The 25,714-nt window shown below is 68.1% G+C and carries 20 protein-coding genes; 8 read left to right on the top strand and 12 right to left on the bottom strand.

Translation table 11 applies throughout. From position 1 onward, the window contains the following. Positions 1-47: 47 nt before the first annotated feature. The 6 genes from LDL21_RS15120 to LDL21_RS15095 form a co-directional block, all read right to left on the bottom strand. Positions 48-695, bottom strand: a complete 648-nt coding sequence (locus LDL21_RS15120) for a (2Fe-2S)-binding protein (protein WP_225280561.1) — start codon at positions 693-695, stop codon at positions 48-50. Further along, a complete protein-coding gene (locus LDL21_RS15115) occupies positions 692-1,171 on the bottom strand; it encodes a TIGR02611 family protein (protein ID WP_084456439.1) in 480 nt (159 codons plus the stop codon). Before LDL21_RS15115 ends, LDL21_RS15120 begins: the two co-directional genes overlap by 4 nt. Positions 1,172-1,203: 32 nt before the next feature. Then, positions 1,204-3,426 (bottom strand): SulP family inorganic anion transporter, encoded by a 2,223-nt coding sequence (locus LDL21_RS15110; protein ID WP_225280560.1) that lies wholly within the window; start codon positions 3,424-3,426, stop codon positions 1,204-1,206. 490 nt (positions 3,427-3,916) lie between these two features. After that, complete coding sequence (locus LDL21_RS15105; RefSeq protein WP_225280559.1) at positions 3,917-5,122, bottom strand: vWA domain-containing protein; 1,206 nt, start codon at positions 5,120-5,122, stop codon at positions 3,917-3,919. Beyond that, positions 5,119-6,378 carry an AAA family ATPase gene (locus LDL21_RS15100; RefSeq protein WP_225280820.1) on the bottom strand — a complete coding sequence of 420 codons (1,260 nt, stop codon included), beginning with the start codon at positions 6,376-6,378 and terminating at the stop codon, positions 5,119-5,121. Before LDL21_RS15100 ends, LDL21_RS15105 begins: the two co-directional genes overlap by 4 nt. A 127-nt stretch (positions 6,379-6,505) precedes the next feature. Further along, complete coding sequence (locus tag LDL21_RS15095; protein ID WP_308017134.1) at positions 6,506-7,990, bottom strand: hypothetical protein; 1,485 nt, start codon at positions 7,988-7,990, stop codon at positions 6,506-6,508. A 264-nt stretch (positions 7,991-8,254) separates the two neighbouring features. Here LDL21_RS15095 and LDL21_RS15090 point away from each other — a divergent pair, with 264 nt between their 5' ends. The 6 genes from LDL21_RS15090 (at position 8,255) to LDL21_RS15065 (ending at position 15,925) form a co-directional block, all read left to right on the top strand. Then, positions 8,255-9,520, top strand: coding sequence for an NAD(P)/FAD-dependent oxidoreductase (locus tag LDL21_RS15090; protein WP_225280558.1), 1,266 nt, complete (start codon positions 8,255-8,257; stop codon positions 9,518-9,520). 157 nt (positions 9,521-9,677) lie between these two features. Beyond that, positions 9,678-10,418, top strand: coding sequence for a hypothetical protein (locus LDL21_RS15085; protein WP_225280557.1), 741 nt, complete (start codon positions 9,678-9,680; stop codon positions 10,416-10,418). Further along, entirely contained in the window at positions 10,415-11,467 is a 1,053-nt protein-coding gene (locus LDL21_RS15080) for a Clp protease N-terminal domain-containing protein (protein WP_225280556.1), read from the top strand. The genes LDL21_RS15085 and LDL21_RS15080 overlap by 4 nt, the downstream gene beginning before the upstream one ends. A gap of 160 nt (positions 11,468-11,627) precedes the next feature. Next, the gene (locus LDL21_RS15075) at positions 11,628-14,477 is read left to right on the top strand and encodes a CHAT domain-containing protein (RefSeq protein ID WP_225280555.1); all 2,850 of its coding nucleotides are present in this window, start codon (positions 11,628-11,630) and stop codon (positions 14,475-14,477) included. A gap of 63 nt (positions 14,478-14,540) precedes the next feature. After that, positions 14,541-15,380, top strand: a complete 840-nt coding sequence (locus LDL21_RS15070; RefSeq protein WP_225280554.1) for an alpha/beta fold hydrolase — start codon at positions 14,541-14,543, stop codon at positions 15,378-15,380. Then, complete coding sequence (locus tag LDL21_RS15065; RefSeq protein WP_225280553.1) at positions 15,377-15,925, top strand: TetR/AcrR family transcriptional regulator; 549 nt, start codon at positions 15,377-15,379, stop codon at positions 15,923-15,925. The genes LDL21_RS15070 and LDL21_RS15065 overlap by 4 nt, the downstream gene beginning before the upstream one ends. A 33-nt stretch (positions 15,926-15,958) precedes the next feature. Here the strand turns inward: LDL21_RS15065 and LDL21_RS15060 are convergent, their stop codons facing one another. Together LDL21_RS15060 and LDL21_RS15055 are read right to left on the bottom strand one after the other, a co-directional pair. Continuing rightward, positions 15,959-16,747 (bottom strand): alpha/beta fold hydrolase, encoded by a 789-nt coding sequence (locus LDL21_RS15060; protein WP_225280552.1) that lies wholly within the window; start codon positions 16,745-16,747, stop codon positions 15,959-15,961. Positions 16,748-16,827: 80 nt separating this feature from the next. After that, a complete protein-coding gene (locus LDL21_RS15055) occupies positions 16,828-17,652 on the bottom strand; it encodes an alpha/beta fold hydrolase (RefSeq protein ID WP_225280551.1) in 825 nt (274 codons plus the stop codon). Between the two features lie 162 nt (positions 17,653-17,814). Between LDL21_RS15055 and LDL21_RS15050 the strand changes: the two genes are divergently transcribed. Both LDL21_RS15050 and LDL21_RS15045 read left to right on the top strand, forming a co-directional pair. After that, positions 17,815-20,553 (top strand): AAA family ATPase, encoded by a 2,739-nt coding sequence (locus tag LDL21_RS15050; protein WP_225280550.1) that lies wholly within the window; start codon positions 17,815-17,817, stop codon positions 20,551-20,553. A 258-nt stretch (positions 20,554-20,811) separates the two neighbouring features. Next, positions 20,812-22,152 (top strand): cutinase family protein, encoded by a 1,341-nt coding sequence (locus LDL21_RS15045; RefSeq protein WP_225280549.1) that lies wholly within the window; start codon positions 20,812-20,814, stop codon positions 22,150-22,152. A gap of 65 nt (positions 22,153-22,217) precedes the next feature. On the opposite strand, the gene LDL21_RS15040 is transcribed toward LDL21_RS15045, so the two are convergent. The 4 genes from LDL21_RS15040 to LDL21_RS15025 form a co-directional block, all read right to left on the bottom strand. Beyond that, entirely contained in the window at positions 22,218-22,430 is a 213-nt protein-coding gene (locus tag LDL21_RS15040) for a helix-turn-helix domain-containing protein (RefSeq protein ID WP_225280548.1), read from the bottom strand. A 198-nt stretch (positions 22,431-22,628) separates the two neighbouring features. Continuing rightward, positions 22,629-23,603: a helix-turn-helix domain-containing protein gene (locus LDL21_RS15035; protein ID WP_225280547.1), complete on the bottom strand. Its 975-nt coding sequence runs from the start codon at positions 23,601-23,603 to the stop codon at positions 22,629-22,631. A 175-nt stretch (positions 23,604-23,778) separates the two neighbouring features. After that, positions 23,779-24,411 carry a GNAT family N-acetyltransferase gene (locus LDL21_RS15030; protein ID WP_225280546.1) on the bottom strand — a complete coding sequence of 211 codons (633 nt, stop codon included), beginning with the start codon at positions 24,409-24,411 and terminating at the stop codon, positions 23,779-23,781. Further along, positions 24,408-25,586, bottom strand: a complete 1,179-nt coding sequence (locus LDL21_RS15025; RefSeq protein ID WP_225280545.1) for a ThiF family adenylyltransferase — start codon at positions 25,584-25,586, stop codon at positions 24,408-24,410. Before LDL21_RS15025 ends, LDL21_RS15030 begins: the two co-directional genes overlap by 4 nt. Positions 25,587-25,714: the final 128 nt, after the last annotated feature.

Here is a 25,714-nt window from a genome sequence, read left to right as displayed (position 1 = left end):
CCCCGCACCGCGCCCAACTCTACTGGGGGTGGGATGGATCCCGGGGATCAGGCTTGCGACAGCAAGGCCGTTCGCTCGGCGGGTGGGCGTTTGGGACAACTGGTGCACATCGTGCAGGTGGGGACCTCGTAGACCAGGCAGCACGAGATCCGCTTGACGAAAGTGCGGTCGGCGAGGCTGACGAAGCGTGGGGCGGGTAGCCGGGAACCGACCTCGGCGGCGAGCTGTTCGCCCGCGGCCCGGGCGCCCGCGTCGAGGGCCCGATTGCCGATGGCGTCGGTGACGATCGCCCACAGGGCGGGCACCGCCGCCCCGGAAACCGCCGCTACCTGCGGGATCACGACTGCCAGCGTCTCGCGCAAGGCGGTACCGACAACGGTGTCGCCGGGGGACGGCCGTTGCACAGCCTCGCGGGCGGCACCCGACGTGACGGGTGCGAAGGCGCGGAACCGCACTCGCTCCACTCCCCCGTCCGGGCGGATCTCGCACTCGAATTCGTCGAGGGCGGCCAGCGGGGCGGGATAGCCCTTCGCGTAGGCGGAGGTGATGGGCTCGACCAGGGCCGAGGCGACCATGCACCACCACAGGGTGCCGCCGACGCGCCGGGTCTCGGTGCCCCACGAGCGGCTCATCTCGGTGATCCTGGCCGATAGCCAGGCGGGATCGGTGAGCGCGCGGCCGGGGGCCGTGCTCACGACATCAGGGGACTGCGCAACCATGGCCAATCGACTCCGATCCACCCGCCGACCATCGAATATGTGCCGAGCAGCCACAACGTCACGACGACGAGGGCGAAGGTGGCGACCGCGCCCAGCGTCTTGATCACCCAGCCGCGCGAGGTGTACCAGTCCATGACGATCCGGTATTTGCCACGCACCCAGGTGAGGGTGTGGTGCGCCCACATGAACTCGGTGGCCAGGATGCCGAAGCCCGCGAACACGAGCGCCCAGCCGGGTCCCGGGTACGGGATCGTGATGATCCCGACGATCAGCACCAACCCACCGATCACGCCGACGGCGACGCGGTAGCCGGCGTTCAGAATAGGGCGGGCGGCAATGCCTTCCCGGAAGGCGCGCCCGCGATCCTTGATCGCGTCCCACCGTCCGGGCGAGCCGGAGGCGGTGGCCACGGTGTCGGATTCGGCGCGGTCGGCGGTCGGCTCGCTGGTCATTGTGTCAGCCTAACGAGCCGACCGCCGGCCGGTCACAGTCCGACGCCGATGTCACCGTCGATGGTTCGGACGCCGTCGGCGGTCACCTCGAGCACCCGGGCACCGGCGATGTCGAAGAACAGCCCCGACACGACCAGCCCACGCTCCTCGACGGCACGCCGCACCGCGGGATGACGATGCAGCGTTTCGATCTGTACGGCCACGTTCACCATGCTGAGCTGGTCGATCTCGTCGAAGCCCGCTGCCCTGGCCGCCCGGACCACCGGGTGACCGGCGCGGAACCGCTCCAGGCTGGCCTCGGCGTGCGCGAGCCAGGAACTGAGCCCGCCCTCGGCGTCGGCGCCGGTGTAGACCGCCTTCATCGCCCCGCAGGCGGAGTGCCCGCACACCACCACCGAGCGCACCGCGAGTTCGTCCAACGCGAACGCCAGCGCGGCCTCGACGGAGTGGTCGCCGGTGATCGGCACCAGGTTGCCCACGTTGCGCACGGTGAACAGGTCACCGGGACCGCTGGAGGTGATCACGTTGGGCACGATCCGTGAATCGGCGCAGGTGAGGAAGAACGAGTCGGGGTCCTGCCGGTCGCGCAATCCGTCCAGGTGCGGCCGCACCACGTGGGCGTGGCTGCGATGGAAGGCCGACACACCGGCCCGCAGTGCGTCGCCGCCGGAGGCGCGGTGGCGCCACGGTCCGAGGAACTCGTCCCACACCTGCCGCCCGAAGCCACGGGCGGGCGGCGCCGCGCCGGCACCGGCCATCCGCGCGCTGCCGATCTCCACGAAATCGACACGGCCACCCGAACTTTCCAGCTGACGCTGCCAATCCTCGATGGCCTCGAAGGCGGCGTGGTCGAGGAAGTCGACGGTCATCTCCACCGTCACCTCGGCACCGGCGGGTACCTTGGCCAGTTCCGAGGACAGCTTGGGCAGTGCGAGGAAGGTGCACGATCCGTCGATGCGGACCAGCCAGCGCGCCCCCACCGGCACCGCGCTCACCTGCACACGCACCACCCGCCACAGCAGCAGCGCGAAGGCGAGCCCGAGCCCGAGCAGCACGCCCTCCAGCAGGTTCAGGAACACGACGCCGAGCACCGTGACGAGGTAGATCAGCAGGTCACCGGTCCGTTTGGCGGACCGGATGTGGGCGATCTTCACCAACTGGATGCCGATCACGATGAGCAGACCGGCCAGCGCCGCCATCGGGATCTGCTCCACCAACCCGACCAGCGCCACCGAGAACACCAGCACCCAGACGCCGTGCATGATCGCCGAGGCACGCGAGCGCGCGCCCGCGGCCACATTGGCCGAACTCCGCACGATCACACCGGTGATCGGCAGACCGCCGACCAGGCCCGAAAGCACGTTCGCCGAGCCCTGGCCGACGAGTTCGCGGTCGAAATCGGTGCGCGGACCGGTGTGCATCTTGTCGACGGCGACCGCCGAGAGCAGGCTCTCCACGCTGGCGATGAGCGCGATGGTGAGCACCATCATGGCCACGCCCGCCCAGTTATCCGAGGGCAGCTGCGGCAGTTGCAGGGCGTCGAAGATCGAGCCGTCGAGGACGATGCGGTCGATGTCGGTGAACAGGAACGAGATCAGTGTGCCGACGACCACGGCGACGAGCGGGCCGGGCACCGCGCGCAAGGCCGGTGGGACGTACTTCCAGCCGAGCATCACCGCGATCACCACGGCACCGACGAGCGCGCCGCCGCCGTGCACGGACAGCAGCTGACCGGGCAGTTCGACGAGATTGCGCCATGCGCTGCTGTGCGAGGAACCGCCGAGCAGCACGTGGATCTGCTGCAGCGCGATGGTGATGCCGATACCCGCGAGCATCGCGTGCACCACCACGGGCGCCACGGCGAGGGCGGCGCGCGCGATGCGGCTCAGCCCGAACAGGATCTGCAGCACGCCGGCGGCAGCGACGATGAAACAGGTTGTCCGCCAGCCGAACTGGGTAATCGATTCGGCAACGACGACGGTGAGTCCGGCGGCGGGACCACTGACCTGCAGGACCGAACCGCCGAGCGAACCCGCGACGATGCCACCGATCACGGCGGCAACGAGTCCGGCGGCGACCGGTGCGCCGGAGGCTACCGCGATGCCGAGCGACAACGGCAACGCGACCAGGAAGACGACAATGGAGGCGGGCAGATCATGACGCAAAATGTTCTGCAACCGCGGTGCGCGGGACGGGTTTTCGGGGAGCGGCGCGACCTCGGGCTCGGGCGGAGCGAGATCTTGATCTACGGACATGTCTCTCCTTCGCGCAGGGAACCCCGGTGCGACGGCGAACCGGGAAGGAATGGCATCGGTGATCAATCTATTGGTAAAGATTTGGCAAAACCAGTGTGCCGCAACAACAGTGGGAGTGGCCATAATCTCGCGGCCATCGTGTTGTGGCCCACAGCAATTCGCTATCGGTGAGCCAGGACACACCACCCCGCCACCGTGACGCGCCGAACGGCCGTAACAGTGTGCGGCAGCGCAGAATTCACAACGCCCGAACCATTGACGGTAGCCATCATTCTCCTTCGCCGGAGCGGTGAGGCGTCCGGTTCATCGGTCGAACATGCACTGGCAACAGACACTGAGCTGCGAGAAGAGCCCTCGGAAACGGGCCGGGATCAATAGTAAAGACTTACCCAAGCTCGCGAAAAGGTTCCGACCCGAATTGCTACGCAACTGTGATGTGTGCCACAAATAACGCCGGTGGGTGCACGTGCGGCCGTACCGGGCGGTGACCTCAGCCGATCTGGACCACTCTGGCCCAAGCGGGCGGTCGGTCGGGGGCGTAGTACGGATCGTTCTCCGACACAGTGCGTTCCCGGCGGAACAGGCCGACGACGGTTCGGCAGGACGGGCGCGCCGACGGCCACGGTGTCTGGCCGTCGGTCAGTGCGACGAGGACGTCCGGTCGGGTACGCAGGGCCCGGGTGAAACCGGTCCGCAGGTCGGTGCCGCCACCTCCGATCAGGGTGATTCCCTCGGCGCGGCACACCGGGTCGGCGATGCGGGCCGCCGCGTCGCACGACCACACGGTGAGCAGGTCGTGGCGGCCGCCGAGGGTGCGGGTGATCGCGGCGACTTCCAGTAGGGCACTGCCCAATTCGTCGTCGCTGACCGACCCCGACGTATCGATGATCACCCCCACGCGTGGCGGTGTCCGGCGCAGACTCGGCAGCACCACCCCGGGCAGGCTCGCCGCGCGCCTGGCCGGTCGCCCGTACCGGTAGTCGGCACCCGCGCCCGCGGTCGCCGCCGAGCGCAGGGCGGCGCCGAGCAGATCGCGCCAGGGTTGCGGTGGGTGCAGCGCGTCCTTCGCCCAGCGCCGCCAGCCCGCGGGTGCGTCACCTGGTCGGCCGATGATGGCCTGGGCGACGCGGAAGCGCACCGCGTCGCGTTCCTGGGTGTCGAGCCCGGCGGCGCCGTCGGGGCCGAGATCCCAGGGGCGGTCCGCTCCGTCGGCACCGCTGCCGCAGTCGAGCCAGGCCATGTCCTCGGTCAGGCGGCCGAGGCGGAACTGCCGCAGGTATTCCTCCATCAGTTCGCCTTCGGCCAACCCCAACCGTGCGGGTGTGACCGCGCCATCGGGAACGACGAGGCCGTCGCCGAAGGCGTCGTCGTTGATCTCGGCGTCGGCGGCGATATTGCGGCGCAGTTGCTCGGCCGGTCCGTCCAGCCCGTGTACTCGGGCGAAGCGCTCGCCGCGGTCGTGGTGTTCGCGCAGCAGGTGCGAGACCTCGTGGACCAGCACCGAGGCCAGTTCCTCGACCGGTGTGCGGTCGACGAAACCCGGTGCGACATAACACCGCCAGTACCGGTCGACGCCCATCGTCGGCACCTGCCGCGATTCGACGAAGTGCAGGGCGAACAGCGCGGTGGCCAGGTAGGGCCGGGCCCGGACCGCATGCAGGCGGGCGGCGTAGAGCTTGTCGATGTCCGCGCTCATCGGCTCACCTTCGCCGCGACTCGGGCCGCCGCCCGGTCCGCGCGTTGCGAGATCGACACCACGCCCGCGAGTTCCTCGATCGCGGCGGGCACCACCCAGTCGTCGCGGCGCAGGGTGGCCAAGGTGGTGGCGGGCACGACGACCAGGTCCGGGGCGCCCGTCCGGACGGCCCGCACCAGCAGTGCCCACGCCGCGTCCCATCGCGCCCGGTTCGGGTGGTTGCGGACGGCGGCGACGACCCCGTCCAGGACCACCTGGCGCAGATCGCCACGCTCGGGCAGGTCGGCGGCAGCCGGGTCGGCGAGCAGGGTTTCCGGGTCGGGCAGGTCCATCCGGTCCATGCTGGTGAGCAGTTCGAATCCGGGTCCGTCACCGACGGTGCCGCGGATCAGCTGTGCGAGGACCTCGCGGTCGGCGCCCGCTGCGGTGGCGAAGGCGATCAGCCGCATCGTCATCTCCCAGCTGCGCGGTGAGGCCCACGCTCCGCCCCGCCGTGTTTCGGTCGTCGGCAGCTGATGTGCGAGCGCGGGGCGAGCGGTGAGGAGCGCACACACCGATCGGCGCGCGAAAGCGACTGCCTCCGGCAGCTTTTCGGCGTCCAGTCGCGGCAGCGTCGCCTTCGGCCAGGTGCCGCCGAGACCGCGTACGACCACCTCCGGGTCGTGGGTCCAGTGCAGATGTACGAAACGGTTGGCCAGCGGCGGGCTGAGTTCCCAGCCGTCGGCGGCGGACGACCGGGGGTTCGCCGCCGCGACGATGCGCACTCCCGGGGGCAGCCGCAAGGCACCGACCCGCCGTTCGAGCACCAACCGCAGCAGCGCCGCTTGCACGGCCGGTGGGGCGGTGGACAATTCGTCGAGGAACAGCAGCCCGCGTCCGGCTTGCGCGAGCTGCACCGCCCAGTCCGGCGGCGCCATGGGGACACCGTCGACGGCCGGGTCGGCGCCGGGAATCGGCAGACCTGAGAAGTCCGACGGCTCGTGCACACTCGCGATGACGGTGGTGAGTGGCAGGTCGAGGGATTCGGCGAGCTGGGTGAGCGCGGCGGTCTTGCCGATCCCGGGTTCACCCCACAGCAGTACCGGCAGATCGGCGGCGACGGCCAGGGTGAGCGCCTCGAGTTGAGGGTTGCGGCGTGGTTCGGTGGTGGTGCGGGCGAGCAGGTTCAGGAGTTCGTCGGCGACATCGAGTTGGGCAGTGTGCGGTCGGGGTGCGGTCGATCCACCTCGATGGGCGGGTAATGCCGGATCGGACATCAGGTTCGCGGCATACTGCGTGGACAGATCGGAAAAGTGCACAGTCATGAATCACCTTGGGGGTCTGAGAGATCGGGTGCCTGATGAGCTCGCCGCACGCCGGTGAATCCGGCGTGCGGCGGCAGGGTCAGGAAAGGACGTGGCGGTTGTCGTGGCGGGCCAGGCGCTGGAGGAGCTTGCGGTCGCGTCCGTGGCGCAGCCCAGCCCGCCGCAGGCGGTCGGCGAGGGGGCGCGGGGCGTCCTTGCCGAGACCCGCGTAGATCTCGGATCGGTACAGGCCGTAGGTGATCCGGCGGCGTGCCGCCCGGTCGATGGCGTCGCGCAGCGGTCCGTCCCGCAGCACGGCACCCGCGCCGAGCAGGTCCTCTACGACGGCCAGGGCTCCGGCGGTGTCGCCGTGGTCGAGACGTTCACGGACACCGTTGATCCAGTCCGGTCGGCGGTGCGCCGCATCGATCACGCGCAGGCACGGCAGGGCGACACCGGTCAAGGCCACCAGCAGTTCCTCCCGCGTGATCTCGGCCGGGTCGTGGTCGAGTGCGCTGAGCACCCCGTTCACCAAGCCGATCCGATGCGTCTCGCCTCGGCATTCGACCAGATGTGTCCGATGGTTCGTGATCCTCGTTCGGGTCGGCGGCCGACGCGCGGTCGGGACGAGTGCCTCGGCGACCAGCGGATGGAGTCGATCGGCTGTGATGGCACCGGCGCGCAGGAGGTCCAGGTCGGGAAGTGTCCAGGTGGCGGCATCGGGCAGGATCGGTAAGGCAGTCCGGCGGCCGCGTGGGTGGTCCGTCACGATTCGCACGACCGGACCCCACCCCGGCGCCGGTTCTCCCGACGCTGTCGGTACGGGTTCCACCTCCAGCACCGCATGCCGTCGAGCGCCGAATCGGACCAGTACCCACTGGGACGTAGCGCGTTCCGAGTCCGCCGGTTGCGCCCCGGCGCGCGCGACCATCGGCCGCCGCTCGGCGTGAAGCAACCGGATCGCCTCGGTGGCCCACTGCTCGACCGCGCAATTCGGCGGCACGATTTCGAACAATCCGGGATCGACGGCCGAGGTCGCGCCGACGACGAATCCCGCCGCGACGCTCGGATCACCGGTCCCGCCCGGCGATGCTCCGCACCGCATCCCCAGTTCCCCGGCTCGGCGGGCGTCCCAGAGGTGGCGGTGCAGGTCGAGTCGATAGCGCCGGTTCGGTCGCAGGTGCGGGTGCAGGCTCGGCGCGGTGTCGGAGCCGTCCCACATGGCGAGGCTGATGCGCTGACCGGCATCGGCCCACGCCGGTGCCGTCCGCACCACCAGATGCACGAATCCGTCACGAGCACTGGATGTTTCGCTCGCATATCGGGCCAACGTCAGCGTCAGGCCCGGCCGCAGCAACCCGTCGGGTGCGACTCTCGGCAGGTGCCAGCGCAGCAGATCCGGGGCCAGATACCGCAGATCGGTACGCACCCGAGCGGCGAGTTCACGGCCGTGTCTCCGGGCCAGCGCACGCAGATCGATATCGGCATCGACGTGTGCCGCAGCGCATGCCCCCACCCAATCACCGACACCACGCCGAGCGGTGGCCGCATCGATCATCGTCGGTGGGACGGCGAACTCGCGCACACGTAACCAGAGGGCGAGGCGGGAATCGAGCGAACAGGAAGCCGGTTCCAGGACCGGCGAGGGGCTCAACGGCCCGGGCGGAGGACGCCCTTTCCACTTGTCGTCATCAGCCGAGTATGCACAATCGGTCGCCACTCGACAAGCCGCAGCGGCGATCTCATCTCTCGGCGACCGCCGTCATCTGCCGGGCGGGCACCACCCACGCCGACATGCTCGACGTCCTGCTTCCCCGGACGTCGCAGCGGCCAGGACTACCCTCGAAAAATGGCCTCTACCTCGCACGACGAGCACGGACCCACGGCGCTCACCGTCGTCGGCGACCTGTGGTCACCAGCGTGCGCGGCGGTCCGGACCTTCCTCAGCCGCAACGAAATCGCTTGCCGCTGGATACAACCCGCCGATCCGGAGGCGCGGCGACTACTGGCCGCCCACGGGTTCGGCGCCGAGGACACGCCCGTCTTGATCGACTCCACCGGGCGGGCACTGCGACCGAGCGGCGAGGCACAGCTCGCGCAGTGGGTCGGACTACACACCGAACCCAGCTCGGGCAACTACGACTTGATGATCGTCGGCGGCGGTCCGGCAGGAATGGCGGCCGCCGTCTACGGCGCGTCGGAGGGGTTGCACACCGTCGCGCTCGAGCGGTGGGCGATCGGCGGGCAGGCCGGGCTGAGCTCCCGGATCGAGAACTATCTCGGTTTCCCCGACGGCATTTCCGGTGCCCAGCTCACCGATCGCGCACGGCGGCAGGCGGGCAAGTTCGGCGCCGAACTGGTGATCAGTTCCTGCGCCGACCAACTCGACGTCACTCCGAACGGCTTCACCGTGCGGTGCACGGGCGGCCTCGAGGTGTCGGCGAAATCGGTGATCATCGCGACCGGCGCCACGTTCCGCACCCTCGACGCACCCGGCGTCGACCAGTTCGCCGGGCGCGGCGTGTACTACTTCTCGGCGCTCACCGAGGCACCGCTGTGCGCGGGGTCCGTGGTGTACATCGTCGGCGGCGCGAACTCGGCCGGGCAGGCGGCGATCTACTTCGCCGAAGATGCGGCCCGGGTGATCATGCTGATTCGCGGCTCGTCGCTGACCGCCGAGATGTCGGCCTACCTCACCGAGCAGATCGAGGCGAACCCACGCATCGAGGTCCGCCTCGACACCGAGATCGCAGCCGCCGCGGGCAACACCCACCTCGAACGCCTCACCCTGCGCACCCGCAGCACCGGCGCACTGGAAGAAGTCCCCGCCACCTGGCTGTTCGCCTTCATCGGCGCCGACCCCGCAACCACCTGGCTCGGCCCCGCCTTCGCCCGCGACGCCAAGGGCTACCTCCTCACCGGCCCCGACATCGCCACCGTCACCGGCGATTCCTCCCCGTGGCCCCTCTCCCGCGCACCCCTCCACCTGGAAACCACCGTCCCCGGCGTCTTCGCCGCAGGCGATGTCCGCGCCTTCACCGGACACCGGGTGGCCGCCGCTGTCGGCGAGGGTTCCATGGCCGTGATGCTCGTCCACAAATACCTGCACGACTGATATCCAGACCGCTGCAGAGCCAGAAGAACTCCGTTAGTGTTGCACAGCAATGGATTTCACCTATGCAGACTCAAACCGATTCTCTCGCTTCGCGTAACAGCACGGTCTTCGCCTGCGATTCTCTGCGTGGGGCCACACCGAGCGAGGGGATCCGCCCATGGACGCCGTGTACCAGCAATACGCATCGGAAATGCACGAACGTTTCGGCTTCCTGTCGACGTGGCTACCCTCGGGCCTGGTAGAGCCGGGCGATGTCGGCGTCCTTGTCGAGGGCAGGTTCGAGAAGGTGACAACGCTCGCGGCCCTGGGCATTCAGTACACGCTCAACCAGCCGGGTCATAAAGGACATCTAGACTACTCGTCCGCGCGGACGGTTCGGGTCAACGAAACCACCGACCTCGACGCTGCAGGCGTGTTGTTCAGTTCCCTCACCATCAACTTCGGCGGCAGCGGAGCAACCTTCCTCCAGGCGGACGACACATATGAGCTGACCATCGCCGACTTGCACCTACTCGAAGGCGAGTTGAAGCAGAGATACGCCCAACGGCAATGGCCACCCGAATACCTTGTGGTCCACAAAGTTCTGCGGACCGGCCCCGCTGTTGTCTTCGTATCCGACGAGCGCGACGCCACAGTCGGGTTGCGACTCGAAGCCACCGGTGGGCCGGTCCCCATCGCCCGGGCCGCCGCCCGGCTGACGGTGACCAGCCGGGCGGGGCTGGCAGTCAATCTGATCGCACCGGAAACGTCTACTCCCTTGTTCAATGCCGTGCAGTTGCGGAAACGGCTGGGCGGCAACACGTATCTGAAGTTCCGAAACGACGCAGGCGACGCGGGCCTGGTGCCGCTACGGTGGCCCACAGCGCTCGAAGAAACCGCACAATCGGTCGATCCATGACCGCCCCGGCGCACTTCCCCCGCACCGTCGGCCTCGGCGAAGCGATCCGGCTCGCTCAGTGCATCGCCTGCGAAGGCGAGCAACTGGTCGGACCCGAGGAGCTGTTCCTCGCCGTCGTGGTGGGCGCCGAGCCGGGAACGAGGTGCCGTTCGGTGCTCCACCGGCTCGGCATCGACCGCGCGTTCACCGAGCAGGACCATCTCGAACTAGTAGCGCTGTCGACCCGATTCGGCTCCCGATCCGGCGATGTCGGTCTCACCGACGCCGCACAAGCCGTCCTCGACCGCCTGCCGTACTGGGCCGCACGCACAGGTGACCGCAGCGCGGACACATCCCATCTACTGCTGGCGTGTCTCGAACAGCCGGAAATGTCCACGGTGGTCGGGCAATTCGGCGCGACGACGAACGACATTCTCCGCACCGCGCTGGCAGTCCGCCGCTCGGTGGCACCAGCAGACCGTCCCGTCGAGTCGGCGGGGCCGATTCTGTCGGCCCGTCGCCACGACCGGCCGAGCACCCATGTGTTCGATGCCGTTGAAAGCCGCGACGAACCCTTTCGCACGTACACATCGATGATGTCGAGGTCCCAATTGGCCGGTGCTGGTCAGATGAGTTCTCCGATTCAGCGGCATGTGATCCGGCTGCACATGCTCGTCATGATCGCGGAGTTGGTCGCGTCGGTGGTATTGCTCGGAGCAACGGTGTACGGCGCCGTCACCGCCACTCCCCTCGCACTGATCTGGCTCGGCTGTCTGGTCCGCCGGGACCAATTCCCCCTGGTATTCCGCCTGGCAGTAGATCTCGGTGTCGTGACCCTCGCCGTCGTACTAGGAATACCGACCTGGCCCGTGCTCCTGGTCGCCGCTTATCGGCTGTGCGACGTCTTCGAGGAGCGGCTCGGGTTGATCCAGGTTCGCGGCGCAGTGGCGGACCCGGCCCTGACCCTGCGCGCGCTCCGTTCGGACCGCCGCATCAACTATCGCGGTGTGAACAACCGAATTACCCACCGGCTAACCAGAAGGTCGACCAGCGATGCGCTCGAAACCTGATGTCTCCCTGTGGCGTCCAGGTGTAGACGACCCTGCGAACATGCGTGATTGGTTGCATCGACGCAACCGGCGAGACGCCGACACAGACATCATCGGCTTTGTGCTGCCCGCCCCTCTGATGATGGCAGCTGACCTCAGTTCAGATCGTCTCGGCGCTCGCATGCTGGCGTTCGGACTGCGCCGCATGCCCGCATCCATCCGTCTTGCGCACAGGTACGGATCTACGCGGTCGCGAATCGGGCTGTTCGACTGTGACTACGCGAAACTCACCTACCGGCTCGCCGCACCGATAGTTCTGGGGCGACTGCTCCTGGCGATCGGGTCCGCTCTGGCGACCGCAGCGTTGTGCGGTTCGTCGACGATCGCGATCGTCTTCGGGGTCGTGGCATGGGGGATGACGGGGTGGCGCGGCAAGGCGATCTTTCCGCTCTATCTCGTCGCACTGATGTGGGTAGCATTCGTCGCCCTGCCAGTCCTGTGGGTCCAACTGGGCGGCTTCTTCATCTACCGCGTTCTGCGAATCCTGTTCGCGTCCTGGATGACCAACCTGATGTCGTCCATGGTGTTGGCCAGTCCGGCTCGCTTCGTCGGGCGGTTCGTCCTCCTGCGGGCCCTGTTCAGCACCACGATGTCGAACGTCTTGCTGGCAGTCGACAAGTCCGGCCACGACGATCGCATCCGAGCATCGTTCTTCGTCGACGCGACGCTGACCACCGCATCCCCTCGTGTCAAACCGATCCTGCTCCAGTGCGCCGCGAATTCCGCTGCCGCCGAACTGGAGTTCCAGCGAGCGCTGGCACTCGCTAAACAGGCCGAAGAGCTCGCTGTCCACTGCAGTGGCCCGGTTCGCGGCTGGTGTGCTCTGCAATTCGGCGACATTCTGGCGCTCACGGGCAGACAGGCGGCCGCGGAGGACCGCTGGCGGACAGCGGCGTCGTTGCTCAGCTACCGCAGCAGGACACGGTACTGGCGTATCGAGGCGGACCTGCGCCTGGCGCAAGCGCTGACATCGACACTGAGCGACCTCGGGCGATGCACAGACGGACTCGAACGGCTCTGCGCGGTCCGCAGGTGCGCACTGCGCTCCGCGAGCACCATGTTGCTCGATCGCACCGAGTTCCTGTTGCTTCGCCTGATGCACGAAGCCGACAACACGGCCTCAGCCGCCGAGCATTTCGAAACCCTGCACGCCGTGACGCAGGGCGATATCGAGGCGGACGCGTCGGTCACCGAGCACGGACGCCAGAAATTGCTCCACGCCGCTCTGCTCGTCGAACTCTGCGATCGCTCCGACGATCCAGCAGCGACACTCGAACGCGCCGCGCGACTGTGCGACGGCGTGCTGGGATTCCTCAGTCGCACGCACGACCCACTCACCGAAGCCAACGTTTTCGCCCTGTTGGCGGCCATCAGATCGAGTCAGAACAGGCCGGATGAATCGCTGGCGAACGCCTTGGCCGCATTGAATGCCGTGCAGCGCGTCCGCTATCAGCTCCCGACCACGTCGTGGCGCACCGCGTGGGCAGGCACGCACGCGCACACCTACGCGCTCGCGCTGCGGCTCGCCGCAGCGGCCGGCGACTCGAGACTCGTGGCAGAACTGCTCGAAGTCGTTCGTGCCCAGGCTGTTCCGTTGGACAACAACAATGCGGGCGCCCTTCTCCGCGCGATCTTCACGTCGCTGGTTTCCGATCTCGATCTACCGGAGGCCGACGCACGCGAGCGGGGCGCGGATCCGGTGCTCCCGAACCCGACGATCCTCATCGACGGCGCTTCGTGGGTGGGTGGTCTACCGCATCGGGCGCTCGACCTCGATATCGAACTCGCGGCAATGTATCCCGGCTGCTGGTACTGGATCTGTTGCCGAGTCGACGAGATCATCCACCACGCGATGAGGAGCCCGGCGGGGACCTGGCACTGCGCCACGACCGACCACCGGTCCGTGGAACCACTCCTGCGAAGCCTTGCTCGGCAGCTGCCGATTCACCTTCCCGGCGAAGACTTCCCCGAACAGCGTCTACACGGCGCGGTGCTCATGACCGAAACCGCGACGACCATGACCCGAGAAGGCCCCGCAGGCGAGGTGTTCTTCCAGCTCTTCGGGGCGCTCGGCCGAGCGTTGATTCCCCGGGTCCTGGCCGACGGGCTCGCCCAACCGGGGATGGACACTCTGGTCGTGGCACCGACCGGGGCGCTGGCAACCATCCCGGTGGCGGCACTGCTCCTCGCCGACGGCACAGCAGTATTGACCAATGCCTCGGTTGTCCACGTTCCCTCGATTGCGAGCATCGCTCGCCGCCGGGCAGGCCGCGGCAGTGTGCCACCCACACATCGCAACACATCCCACGTATTGGCCGTGCTCGTTCCCCACTGTGCGCCGGGACAAGATCCCGACGGCGTGAACCTCACCCACGCGGAGACCACCGAGCCACCGAACAGCAAGGTGATCCGCGGCCCACTCGACAAGGCCGAGTTCGCGATGCACCTGAGCACGCTGCGCACGGCGTCCGGCACATTGCTGTTGACCGGACACGTCCGATACCGCGAGGACGACGCCTCGCCGGCCACCATGGGTTTCGTGTTCCACGACGGCCTGCTGTCGCTCCGGGACTTCTATTCGACGACGCCGGACGGCACTCCCACTTTCCAGCTGCCACCCCGCACGATCCTGGCCGGCTGCGCCAGCATCGGAATCGCCAACGATGTCCCTGGCGACTTGGCGCGCACACACCGGATCCACACACCCGAGTGGCTCGGTTTCGCCGCCGCGGCGCTCTTCGGCGGCGCCGAGCACGTGGTGTGCACCCTGTTCGAGGTTCCCGACTCGTCTACGACGCGCCGCATCGACTTGGCACTGGTCGAGGCGATGCGTAAAGGACACGATCCAGCGCGAAGTCTCAGAGATATCCAATTGCGCGAACTCCGACGTTGGGAATCCGGCGACGAGGGAGGATCACTCGCACTGGCGTCCCTTGCCTATGCGTACGTGGGCCTCGGACATACGACCTAGTCCTTTGACCGACCGGTCGGTCAAAGGACTACTCTGACGTTGTCGACCGGATCGGAGGGGATCATGCGAGTATCCGTCGAGACCAGGTACGGCACGGTGGCCGTGCATCTGAGTGGGCGCGATCCGGGTGGGCGGACGGGATTGCTTCTCCTGCATGCCAATCCGGGGGATCATCGGGATTTCGACGCCGTCTTGCCGGCGTGGGGTGAGCAGTGGCCGGTGGCCGCGCTCGATTGGCCCGGGTTCGGTGATTCGACGGCGTCCGACCCTGCGGCTCTGCGAACGTCGGCGCTGCCGGGGATCGCGAGCCGCGTTCTCGAAGTGCTGCGGGACGAGCACGGGTTCGGGTCGGTTGTCGTGCTCGGTAACAGTGTCGGCGGGTATGCCGCCGCACGGTTGGCCGAACGCGAACCCGAGTACGTGCGCGCCGCTGTGCTCGTGCAACCGGCCGGGTTCGTGCCGCACGGTCTTGTCGTGCGGGCGATGTCGCGGTTCATGTCGGCGGACGCTGTCGCCGCGCGCACGGTGGGCCCCGCCGCGCGCCTCTACCTCGGGCCGCCCGGGCGTGGAGCCGTGCGTCCGGTCCTCGAACGCGCACGCCGGGTGCGCGACGACCCGCAGCGGCTGACGGTGTACCGCAGGCTCTGGGCGACCATCGACGACCCCGATCTCGACCTGGCCGCGAACGGACCGCTGCCGATCCAGGCGCCGGTTCAGGTGGTGTGGGGCCGCAACGATCCGATCAATCCGTGGGTGCTCAACCGACGCGGCGTGGCAACAGCCCTGCCGCACGCCGAGGTCGCGGTCCTTCCCACCCGGCACGAACCCTTCTGCGAGGCGCCACAGCTGTTCCTCGATACGGTGACACCGTTTCTGCGTGCGCACAGCGAGGTGAATAGATGAGATCTCCGGAGCCAGGGCGTCGTGCCCTGCTCGACGCGGGCCGCGCTCTGCTCGGCAGCGAGAACCTGAGCAAGGTGTCGGTCAACGCGATCACGGCCGGGGCAGGCATGGCCAAAGGCAGCTTCTACCAGCACTGGCCCAGCCGCGAGGAGTACCTCCTGGCCCTGCACCGCGAGTTCCACGACACTCTCTTCGCCCGCGTCCGGGCCGCCATCGCCGAGCTCCCACCCGGCACCGAACGCCTGCGCACCGGCATCGCTGTCTATCTGGACGGCTGTCTGGCCGACCCGGCCACCAAAGCCCTGCTGGTCCAGGCGCGTACCGATGCGGGCCTGAGCGGCGAAGTCGCCCACCGCAACGCCCTGGCCGCCGACATCGCCACCGAGGACCTGACCGCGATCGGCTGGCCCGACCCCCGCCCCGTCGCCGTCCTCCTCATCGCCGCGATCGCCGAAACCGCCCTTCTGGAACTCGACGCCACCGGCCCCCGCCCCGATCTGCGCGCGGCACTGCTCGGATTGGCCGAGCGCGACTGTGCCGCGTGAACGGTTCACGCGGCACAGTCAGCAGTCGAGAGGTCAGTTACCCGCGGACACGGCCTCGACGATGACCTTCGCTACCGCCGCGGGCTGAGAGACGGCGAGCGCGTGCGAGGCGCCCTGAATCTCGACTACCGCACGGGCGTTCGCACGCTCGGCCATGAATCGGTGCGCCGCGACCGGGATGTTGTAGTCGGCGTCCGGGAAAACGAACCAGGACGGCACGGACTTCCAACTCGGCGCACCGGACTTCCCGTTGAGCGCGCGGTCGTTGAGCGGCCGCTGGGTGGCGGCGTCGCGGGCGGCCTGGGCTGCGGGCACATCGGCCGCGAACTGGTGATGGAACTTGCCGGGCTGAATGTAGAGGTCGGTGCTGCCGTCGGGCAGCGCCACCTTGTTCAGCGTTTCTCCGAGCGTGCTGCCGGGAAACCTGCCCGACAACTCCGCGATGGTCTCTCCTTCCTCCGGAGCGAACGCCGCGACGTAGACCAGCCCCTTGATCTTGGGATCGTGGACCTGGGAGATGACCTGGCCGCCGTAGGAGTGCCCGACCAGCACGACCGGCCCGTCGATCGAGGCCACCACACTGCGAACGGTGTCGGCGTCACCGGAAACACTGCGTAGCGGGTTACCGGCGGCGATGCTGGTGAGCCCCTGCTGATCGAGCGTGTCGATCACGCCGTTCCAACTGCTGGACTCGGCGAAGGCTCCATGGACGAGGACGACGGTCGGCTTGACGGGGGCAGGCTCCGCGGCGGCGCAACCGGCGCCGGCGAGGGTGAGGCCCAAGGCGACCGCGGTGAGTTTGGTGACGGTGGTGATACGCATAACGATTCCTCGAGGAGAGCAGTGCGGGACGAGCGGATGTTGTCTGCGAGCGAGTCGGTCGATGACGACGCCCGGATGGTTCAGTGCGCGAGGAAGGCGAGCAGGTCGGCTTCGAACGCTGTGCGAAATTCGCCGTAAAGCCCATGCGGCGCACCCGGATACACGCGCAGCGTCGCGTTCCTGATCAGCTCGGCCGATCGCATCGCCGAGGCGTGCAGCGCGACGATCTGGTCGTCGTCGCCATGTGCCACCAGCACCGGCACGTCGATCCCCCGCAGATCGTCGGTGAAATCGGTCTCGGAGAACTGGGCGACGCACTCGTAGGCGGCGCGCACTCCCACCTGCATGCCGAGCCGCCAGAACGCATGGCGGGCACCGTCGGAACCGATCGCGTGGGGCCGATCGAACCCGTAGAAGGTTTCGCTCAGATCCCAGTAGAACTGCGAACGATCGGCGGCGACGGCGGCACGGATGCCGTCGAAGACCTCCCTGGCGGTACCGTCGGGATTGGTTTCGGACTTGATCATCACCGGGGGCACGGCGCCGAGCAGCACCGCCTTGGCAACCCGGCCGCTACCGTGACGTCCCAGGTAGCGCACGACTTCGCCGCCACCGGTCGAATGGCCGACCAGCACCGCGTCGCGCAGGTCGAGATGCTCCATCAGCTCGCCCAGATCGTCGGCGTAACGGTCCATGGTGTTGCCGTCCCAGGTCTGACTCGATCGGCCGTGGCCGCGGCGGTCGTGGGCGATGGCACGGTAGCCGTGCTCGGCCACCAATCGGGCCTGGTCGTCCCAGGCGTCGGCGCTCAGTGGCCAACCGTGGCTGAAGACGACCGGGCGGCCGGTTCCCCAGTCCTTGAAGAAGATCTCGGCGCCGTCGGAAGTGGTGAACGTGTTCGTCATGCGAAGAAAATTACGAGCAGACCTACCGTGGGCGAATCAGTCGAACGACTGCACCGACGACTGAGTCCCGAGGCTCGTCGACGATTCAGTCGATCCCCGCATTACTGCATCTGCCTGCGACGTCGCATTGTGAAACCGTGCGGTTTCTGTCAGAATCTCGCGGTGATCGGTGAGATGTCCCAGTCGGTATTGATCGGCCGCGACCGGTACTCGGCGGTACTGGGAGATCTGCTGGATCGGGCTGTCGCCGGAAAGGGCTCGGCGCTGATCCTTCGCGGGCCCGCCGGTATCGGAAAGTCGGCGCTGCTGAACGTGATCCGGGAGGCGGCTACCGACCGGCATCTGACTGTCGTCGCCGCGGTCGGTGTCGAGAACGAAGCGGGGCTGCCGTTCGCGGCGTTGCACCAACTGCTGCGTCCCCTGCACGCGCAGATGGCCAAGCTTCCGGTTTCCCATCAACGCTCACTGCGCGCGGCGTTCGGCCTGGAAGACGGATCCCCCGACCTGTATGGCGTGGCGCTGGCCGCGCTGCAACTGGTCGGCGAGGCCGCCGCGGTTCATCCGACGGTCCTGATCCTCGACGACCTGCAGTGGCTCGACAGCTGCAGCGCCGATGTACTCAGCTTCCTCGCCCGCCGCATCGCCAGCGACGCGGTCCTCGTACTCGGCGCCGCCCGCACCGGGTCGGAGGATTCCGTCCGCCTGGCAGGGTTACCGGAGATCACGGTCGAACCGCTCGACGAACCGGCCGCCGCCGCTCTGCTCGAGGCGCAAGCGCCGACGCTGTCGAGCACCGTGCGCCTCCGGCTGCTCAGCCAAGCTGCCGGAAATCCGTTGGCGCTCATCGAATTACCCCGTGCGATGCGTCGGACCACCGATCGGCTGACCGAGGATTTCCCGTTGACTGCCCGCCTCGAAGCCGCCTTCGCCACGCGGTCGGCCGAACTCAGCGAGCCTGCCCGGGTCCTGCTCGTCGTCCTGGCCGCCGATGTCGGCTGCGACGCGGGCAGGCTGTTGCGGGCGGCCACCGCTCTCGTCGGTGCCCCGGTCGGTCCGGCGCACCTGCAAGAAACCATCGACGCCGGCCTGGTCGAGCTGGCGGGTCCGCTCCTGCGCTTCCGGCATCCGCTGATGCGTTCGGCGACCTATGTCCGGGCACCGCTGACGCAGCGACTCGGCGCACACTCGATCCTGGCGGAGGTGCTCTCGGACTTCCTCGACAGACAGCTCTGGCATCGCGCCGCCGCCACCCTCGGTACCGACGACGCGATCGCCGCGCAGCTCGAAGACTATGCGCAGCGGTCGCGAGCTCGCGGTGCGATCATGGCCGCCGTCGCCGCGCTGGACCGTGCGGCGGAGATGGCCGAGCGCCCCGAGCGCACTACCGCCCTGCTCCTGCAGGCCGCGGAACTCGCGAGCGAAACCGGTGCTCGGCGCGAGGCCGTAGATCTGCTGGATCGGGCCGACCTCAGCGTTCTCGGGCCGATCGAACGGGGGCGCTTGGCAGCGGTCGAGGAAGTCGTCGCGTTCCAGCGCTACGGCGACTCCGACCGCCGCATTCGCGAGCTCGTCGGCATCGCCGCCGACGTGCACGCGGCGGGAAACACCGATCTGGCAGCGGGGATCCTGTGGTGTGCCGCCGCGCGCTGCTCGTCTCAGGACGCCGACGAGGTGTCACGTAAGAGCATTGCCGACGGATTGGATTCCCTCGGCCTGCCCGCACACGACCCCCGGGTCCTCGCGGTCGGCGCGCTCAGCATGCCGTGGGAGCGCGGCGCGGGGATCCTCGCGCACCTCGATCGGCTCGACCCCGATCGCAGCGATGCGGACGCCCTACGTTTGCTCGGCTTCACCGCACTGTTCCTCGGCGATTTCCGCCGCGGCATGGCCTACATCGATGATGCCGCAGCGGTCAGCCGCAACCAGGGCCGGCTCGGGCTGCTCTCGGGCATTCTCGGCGCGGGGAACTGGACTCGTATCTGGCTCGGCGAATGGGACAGAGTTCGTGCCGAATCCGAGGAGGCCCGCACGTTCGCCGAGGAAAACGGCCAGGAGTTCTATGCCGCCACCGGGCGCGCCAATCTGGCCATGGTCGCCGCGTTGCGCGGTGAAACCGAACTGGCCACCGAGCATCTGCGCGCGGTCGGCGCCAGTCCGTTGTCCACCGGAATGCGGTGTATCCAGATCGTCGCGCAGCAGACCCGCGCGGTGCTGCTCCTGTTGGCCGGGCGAGCCGAGGACGCGTTCGTGGCGCTGATCCGGGTCTTCGATCCGAGCGACCCGGTGAGCCACCCCATGCAATGTTGGTGGGTGGCCCCAGAACTCGCCGACGCCGCCGTAGCCTCGGGAAACATCGATCTCGCGAGGGAGCTGCTGGCCGATCTGCCGCGGCTCGTGCAGCGGGTACCCGCCTCGATGCTGCTTGTCGTCGACGAGTACTGCCGCGCCGTCCTCGCGGACGACGCCGATGCCGACACCGCCTACACCACCGCGCTCCACAGTCATGCGGGCACGTGGCCGCTGTACCGCGCCCGGCTGCAACTCCATCACGGCCGCCGATTGCGCCGGCTACGCCGCACCGCCGAAGCCCGTGAACCGCTGCGCGCGGCTCGCGACACCTTCGACGCCCTCGGCGCCGACCCGTGGGCACAAGCGGCCCGCACCGAACTCCGCGCCGCGGGCGAGGCCAGCGCCCGCCGCTCCCCTTCCGCCCGCGATCAACTCACTGCCCAGGAACTTCAGATCGCCACCTTGGCGGCCGAGGGACTCACCAACCGTCAGATCGCGGAACGGCTCTACCTGTCCCACCGCACGGTGGGCTCGCATCTCTACCGCGTCTATCCACGGCTGGGGATCACCAGCCGGGTCGAACTCGCCGCCGCACTCTCCACGATCGGCTGAGCCGCACAGCGAGATCGATACGCGCTCGCTGTGCCGACGGTGCACGGCTCCACCTCTGACGAACGACACCAGTCGCACCGGGATCGATGTCGGAATTCCAATCTGAAATGAAACTGTGCCTGAAAGTGTCGACGTAACCGGCGGAGGGTGGTGAGAATTGGTCACGACGGGTCGGCACGGTTCGGCTGCGTCGCGAATATCCTTCGGCAACAGAGGAATTGGTCGATGAAGAGGTTGTCGAGATGCAGAGTGGTTGCGTTGGTCGTCGCGGTTGTCACGGTCGGGACCGCGGTGGCCGGTGTCGCGCGGGCGGAAACGCCCGGCGCGCAGCCCTGTACCCCGTATACGGCGATTCTGGCGCCGGGGACCTGGGAGACCACGCCGGATGCCGATCCCGAGGTGCCCGTCGGGATGCTGCGGCCGGTCGGTGAGGGCCTGCGACAGCGGTTCGGGCGTGACATCACAGTGCTCTATGTCCCTTATGCCGCAAGCGCTTTCGATCTCGGCCTGAGCTACGCGGAGTCGCTGAGCACCCTGGAGTCTCGCTTGGATCGCATGCTGCGCGGCCTGTGCGACTCGACGAGGGTTGTCCTGGCCGGTTACAGCCAAGGTGCGGACGGCGTCGGTGATCTCGCGACGGAGATCGGGCATGGCGACGGTCCTATCGATGCCGATCGAGTAATCGGTGTCGGGCTACTGGCCGATCCGCATCGCGATCCGGATACCACGCTCTCCCTGGGTGATCCGCAGCCCGGCTACGGCATCGCCGGGGCGCGGGACCGCGATTTCGGTGCGTTGACCGACCGGGTTCGCACTCTGTGCGCCGACGGCGATCTGTACTGTGCCCTCGATTCCGCCACCTCCCCGTTCCTCGCGGTGATCGGCCGCGTACTCAGTGGTGATCCCGGGCCGATCGCGAACCTCGTTCCCGCCACGGTTGATCCGAACAATCTGATCGCGCAAGCCGTCACGATGGGGGCAGGCTGGACCGCCACCGCGGCGAATCTGCCGACCATCACCGACAACCTGACTCGTCTTCCGGAGTTCATCACGGCGGGCGATATTCGCAGTGCGCGCCGAGCCGCGGATGCGGTGAACGCCGCCCTGGCACCCTTGGTCCAGGCCGCCGCGGGTGTGGACCGAGTTCTGGTCGCCGAGGTCGTCCGCGCGGCTGCCGCTGTCGACCCCACCGGACGGACGGCGGCAGTCGGTGTCATCGCCGACGCCCTCGCGCACATCGATCTCCTCGGCATCGCCGACAGAGCAGGCCGAACTCAAGAAACACTTTGGCGTGCGGTGGAATCCCTCGACCGCAACGACCACATCGGGGCCGCTGCCGAATTGGCGTCCTTGGTCGCCGACGGCGCCGACCTCACCGGCTCCGTATTCGGCCCGGTCGCCGCAGGCATCCGCGCCGACCTCCACGCGACCACCCGAACCCTGCTGAGCCTCACCGACCCTGCCACCACCGACGAACTCGTCCAACTGGCCCGCCAAGGTGTGGACATGGCCAACTTCTACGCATCCCGCGCCCACATCGACTACGACGACGACGTCCCGATCCTCCTGAGCTACCTGAGCTCACAGGTCGTTTCGTAGCCTGCGGCGAACACCGACCGTTGCGCCGACCCGACCTGCCTCGAGCCGGCGCAACGGCGTTCAGATCAGCACGACACCGCGTCTCCGACAGACCTGTCGAGACGCACCCCAAGCACTCTCGACAACTCGCAGACATTGTCGGCGCTGGGTGTCACCACACCGCGTTCCCAGCGGCTGATCTGGTTTCCGTCCGCAATTCCGATCCAGTCGGCCAACTCCGCCTGGGTGAATCCGGAGGCCATCCTTGCCGCCCGAATCGCTTTGCCGATCGCCGACATGGTCTCCCCTCTCTCTCGATGCCCTCGGCACGGACCGCATCGGCGCGGGTGTCCATCGGCGAACACTCGGGCTCCTAATGCGGTCTCGCGCAGCCACATTCGAAAGGTATCGGGGAATCGGCCCGCGAAGGAGGCTGTGACTGCACGGCCACTGACTGTGCACGCACAAACGTACGTGCATTCGGGCGCCGAATCCGGCTATTTCGGAGGGTTGTCCGGATCGGTGGCGCTGCGGCGCCAGTCCCGTGGTGTCATGCCGAACGCTTCGCGGAATCGCCGGGCGAAATGCGCGGCGTCGCGGAAGCCGACGGCACCGGCCACCGCACCGATCGACCGGTGCGCGTAACCCCTGTCTACCAGCATGTCACGGGCCCGGACCAGGCGCTGCTCGATGATCCACTGCTCGAGGCTGATCCCGGCCTGGGCACACACCTTGTACAGGTGCCGCACGGAGATGTTGTTGGCGGCGGCGATCGCGGGGATCTTCAAGGTCGAATCGGACAGGTGTGTCCGCACATACCCGAGGATCTGCTCGATCAGCAGTTGCTCCGGGATGGCGGCACCGTCGCCCGGACCGCGACCGGCCGCCGAGATCAGCAGCGCCCGAACCATTTCCAGGCACGACTCGCCCACCGAGGCGGCCGCCGGATCGGTTTCGAGCTGGTCGGCGATCCGGACGAGATGCTGGATCTGTGCCGTGACCATGGGATACAGCGGCGATGCCGCCAGCTGCCCGTGCGCCGCGACGACCGTTTCCGGGGAGATGCCGAGGCGTTCTCTCGACAGCTGCAGGCACAGCGTTCCGCCGAGGCCGTGCCAGCCGGAGGCGAATGTGGTCGCCAGGTCGATCACTTCGCACGCGCCGGGTTCGATCAGCGTTTGCGCGCCGAATTGTTCGTGCCTGCGGACCTGCCCGTTCTGCACGGTGACCGTCAACGTGTCGCTCGGCGTCGTCCGCTCATGCCGCCTGGTGCGCCAGACCTGGTGACCGGATACCTCCGAGCGGGTGAGCGCGATCGGGCCGAGCATCCAGGCCTGGTGCCTGCTGACCACTTCGGCGGGCGAATCCCACATCCGCAGGTTCGCCCCGATATCGGCTTCCTGCAGGATGGCGGTGACCGCCTCCCGCCGGTCCGCCGGCGTGAAGTAGTCGGAATCGATCAGCACTGCCATCGGTGATCTCCACTTCGGATCCTCGCCGGCGGTGGAGACCCTCCCGTCGCCGGCCGCTGCGCGTATCGGGTGGTGGCAATTCGGGCAAAGGTGATTGCACGGGGGCCTGTAGTCGGCGATGCTATCGCGCCGAGGCGAGTCCGGAGCCCGATTCGGCAGGGTCGCGCAACGGATTTCAGCGCCCGGCGGCGGCGTGTTCCCTTGCCTCGGCGGGCCGCGATGCGAGGATTCGACGTTCGGCGGCCGTCGCCGTCGCAGCCCATTCCGGTCGCAACGCCGCATAGGTGCATACGTCACGCCACTGGCCCTGGGTGCGATACAGCTGCCGCAGCCGCGCCTCCGGTGTCAAGCCCACTCCCGCCATCACCGTGTCCATCACGGGATGATCGTGCCGATGCCCCGCCCAGACCCGGTGGATTCCGAGCGGCCCGAAGGCGAATGCCGCCATGAGCCGTCCCGCCTCGATTCCGCCCGCGCGCAGCGAGCCCTCCGGAACGACGACCAGACCGCCGATCATCGCGTTGCTGCCGAAATCCTCCACCAGCAGGCCGATGGTGCCGACCATGGTGTCGTCGTCCGGCGCGGTGATCGCCAAGGTGTACTTGCGCCGCGGAGTTTCGCCCCGACAGCGCAGGGCGGCGTCGAACGACGCGGCGGCCGCCTGGACGCCCAGGCTGTCGGTGCCCATGTATCGGGTCAGCTGTGGGTCGGTGAAGATCCGCTGGTAGACGTCGAGGTCGTCGGCACGCAGATCACGCAATCGCAGCCGCGCGCCGATCAGTTCCACGTTGCGCAGGTCGATGGTCATCGGACTTCCTCCATCGCCCGCACGAATTCCGGCGAGATCCCTTGGCCCAGCGCGGGTATGAGCTCGTCGAGGTCGATATAGGTTCGCCCCGACGGGATCAGCTCGCCGAGCAGGATGCGTCGAGCCGTGTCCGCGACCAAGGCGCCGCCGAGCATCACGCCGGAGGCGAGTTGTGGCCAGCTGGACAGGCTGCGGCCGATCTCACCGATGGCGTCGCGCATCGCCGGGCTCAGCCGAGGTTCGTCGACCACTGCGAGCAGCAACGACAGCAGTTCGCCGCGATCCATCCGCGCGACATCGGACGAGGTGGACACACCGATCCGGCCGTGGAACAGCGGGCGGTGGGGTTCGAGATCGAACCGTTCCACGTCGAGCAGTCCGCGATCGTTGGCGTCCATCAGGACCGGAATCCCTCGGCGCCGCGCGTATTCGCGAGCGGCGACTTTCGCCCACACCGTGTCGCATTCCTCGACCAGCAGATCCAGCGCAGCGGTGCCGTCGACGCCGTCGAAGAACGGCCCGATCGATTCCTCGGTCAGCCCGGTGGTGAACAGCTCGATGTCGAGGTAGGGGTCGATCTCGAACATCTGGCGTGCCGCCAGTACGGCCTTGGAAACACCGAGATCGCTCACCCCGGCCCGCAGCCGGTTCAGGTTCGACAGCCCGAGGTTGTCGAAGTCGGCCAGCCGAAAGGACCCGCCCACTCCTTCCATGGCCAGCGTGACGGCCGCGCTGTTGCCCACCGACAGCCCGATTACACCGATCCGCCGCCCGCGCAGGCCATGCTGCTGCGCCCGGTCGATCTTGTCGCGGTTACGATCGGTGCGCAGCCGCTGGAACTGCTCGCGTGGCAGCACATGCACCAGTCGGCCGTTCCACGGATAGAACACCCATGTCCCCCACCGCCACAGCGGCGTCTCGCCACTGATCCGGTGGCGCGCCGCCGCCAGCGAGTCCGCCGAGTGCGCGACAGCGGGTTCCTCGCTGCGGATCAGTTCGTCGAGCTGATCTTCGATCGTGTCGTGCACCGCGCCGACAGCACTCGATGCCGCCAACGCTTCCAGGTCACGCAGCCCTTCCCGGCTCGACGCGTCGAGCAGCACGGGACGGAATTGCGATGTCGCAGCGCCGGGCGTGAGTACCGCCGGACGCGGGACCGAGCGATGCGGAACCATGTGCGCGCAGACCTCCGATTCTCATGAGGCCGAACGGATATCGATCGGCCCGGTCGATCAGGACGCGCAAAGGATACCTACAGCACACTTTCAGCAAACGCATCTCCGATCTCTCGGCATGGCGCGAG

It is taken from the genome of Nocardia rosealba (genome assembly GCF_020216065.1).
GTDB classification, from domain to species: Bacteria; Actinomycetota; Actinomycetes; order Mycobacteriales; family Mycobacteriaceae; genus Nocardia; species Nocardia rosealba.
This window is presented reverse-complemented; position numbering and strand designations above follow the sequence as displayed.

Excerpts from the sequence above, each read along its gene's own strand:
- LDL21_RS15035 (WP_225280547.1), bottom strand. The coding sequence starts at position 23,603 with ATGGCAGTGCTGATCGATTCCGACTACTTCACGCCGGCGGACCGGCGG.
- LDL21_RS15075 (WP_225280555.1), top strand. The coding sequence starts at position 11,628 with ATGCTGGCGTTCGGACTGCGCCGCATGCCCGCATCCATCCGTCTTGCG.
- LDL21_RS15115 (WP_084456439.1), bottom strand. The coding sequence starts at position 1,171 with ATGACCAGCGAGCCGACCGCCGACCGCGCCGAATCCGACACCGTGGCC.
- LDL21_RS15060 (WP_225280552.1), bottom strand. The coding sequence starts at position 16,747 with ATGCGTATCACCACCGTCACCAAACTCACCGCGGTCGCCTTGGGCCTC.
- LDL21_RS15055 (WP_225280551.1), bottom strand. The coding sequence starts at position 17,652 with ATGACGAACACGTTCACCACTTCCGACGGCGCCGAGATCTTCTTCAAG.
- LDL21_RS15085 (WP_225280557.1), top strand. The coding sequence starts at position 9,678 with ATGGACGCCGTGTACCAGCAATACGCATCGGAAATGCACGAACGTTTC.
- LDL21_RS15025 (WP_225280545.1), bottom strand. The coding sequence starts at position 25,586 with ATGGTTCCGCATCGCTCGGTCCCGCGTCCGGCGGTACTCACGCCCGGC.
- LDL21_RS15030 (WP_225280546.1), bottom strand. The coding sequence starts at position 24,411 with ATGACCATCGACCTGCGCAACGTGGAACTGATCGGCGCGCGGCTGCGA.
- LDL21_RS15110 (WP_225280560.1), bottom strand. The coding sequence starts at position 3,426 with ATGTCCGTAGATCAAGATCTCGCTCCGCCCGAGCCCGAGGTCGCGCCG.
- LDL21_RS15070 (WP_225280554.1), top strand. The coding sequence starts at position 14,541 with ATGCGAGTATCCGTCGAGACCAGGTACGGCACGGTGGCCGTGCATCTG.
- LDL21_RS15065 (WP_225280553.1), top strand. The coding sequence starts at position 15,377 with ATGAGATCTCCGGAGCCAGGGCGTCGTGCCCTGCTCGACGCGGGCCGC.
- LDL21_RS15040 (WP_225280548.1), bottom strand. The coding sequence starts at position 22,430 with ATGTCGGCGATCGGCAAAGCGATTCGGGCGGCAAGGATGGCCTCCGGA.
- LDL21_RS15105 (WP_225280559.1), bottom strand. The coding sequence starts at position 5,122 with ATGAGCGCGGACATCGACAAGCTCTACGCCGCCCGCCTGCATGCGGTC.
- LDL21_RS15080 (WP_225280556.1), top strand. The coding sequence starts at position 10,415 with ATGACCGCCCCGGCGCACTTCCCCCGCACCGTCGGCCTCGGCGAAGCG.
- LDL21_RS15100 (WP_225280820.1), bottom strand. The coding sequence starts at position 6,378 with ATGTCCGATCCGGCATTACCCGCCCATCGAGGTGGATCGACCGCACCC.
- LDL21_RS15090 (WP_225280558.1), top strand. The coding sequence starts at position 8,255 with ATGGCCTCTACCTCGCACGACGAGCACGGACCCACGGCGCTCACCGTC.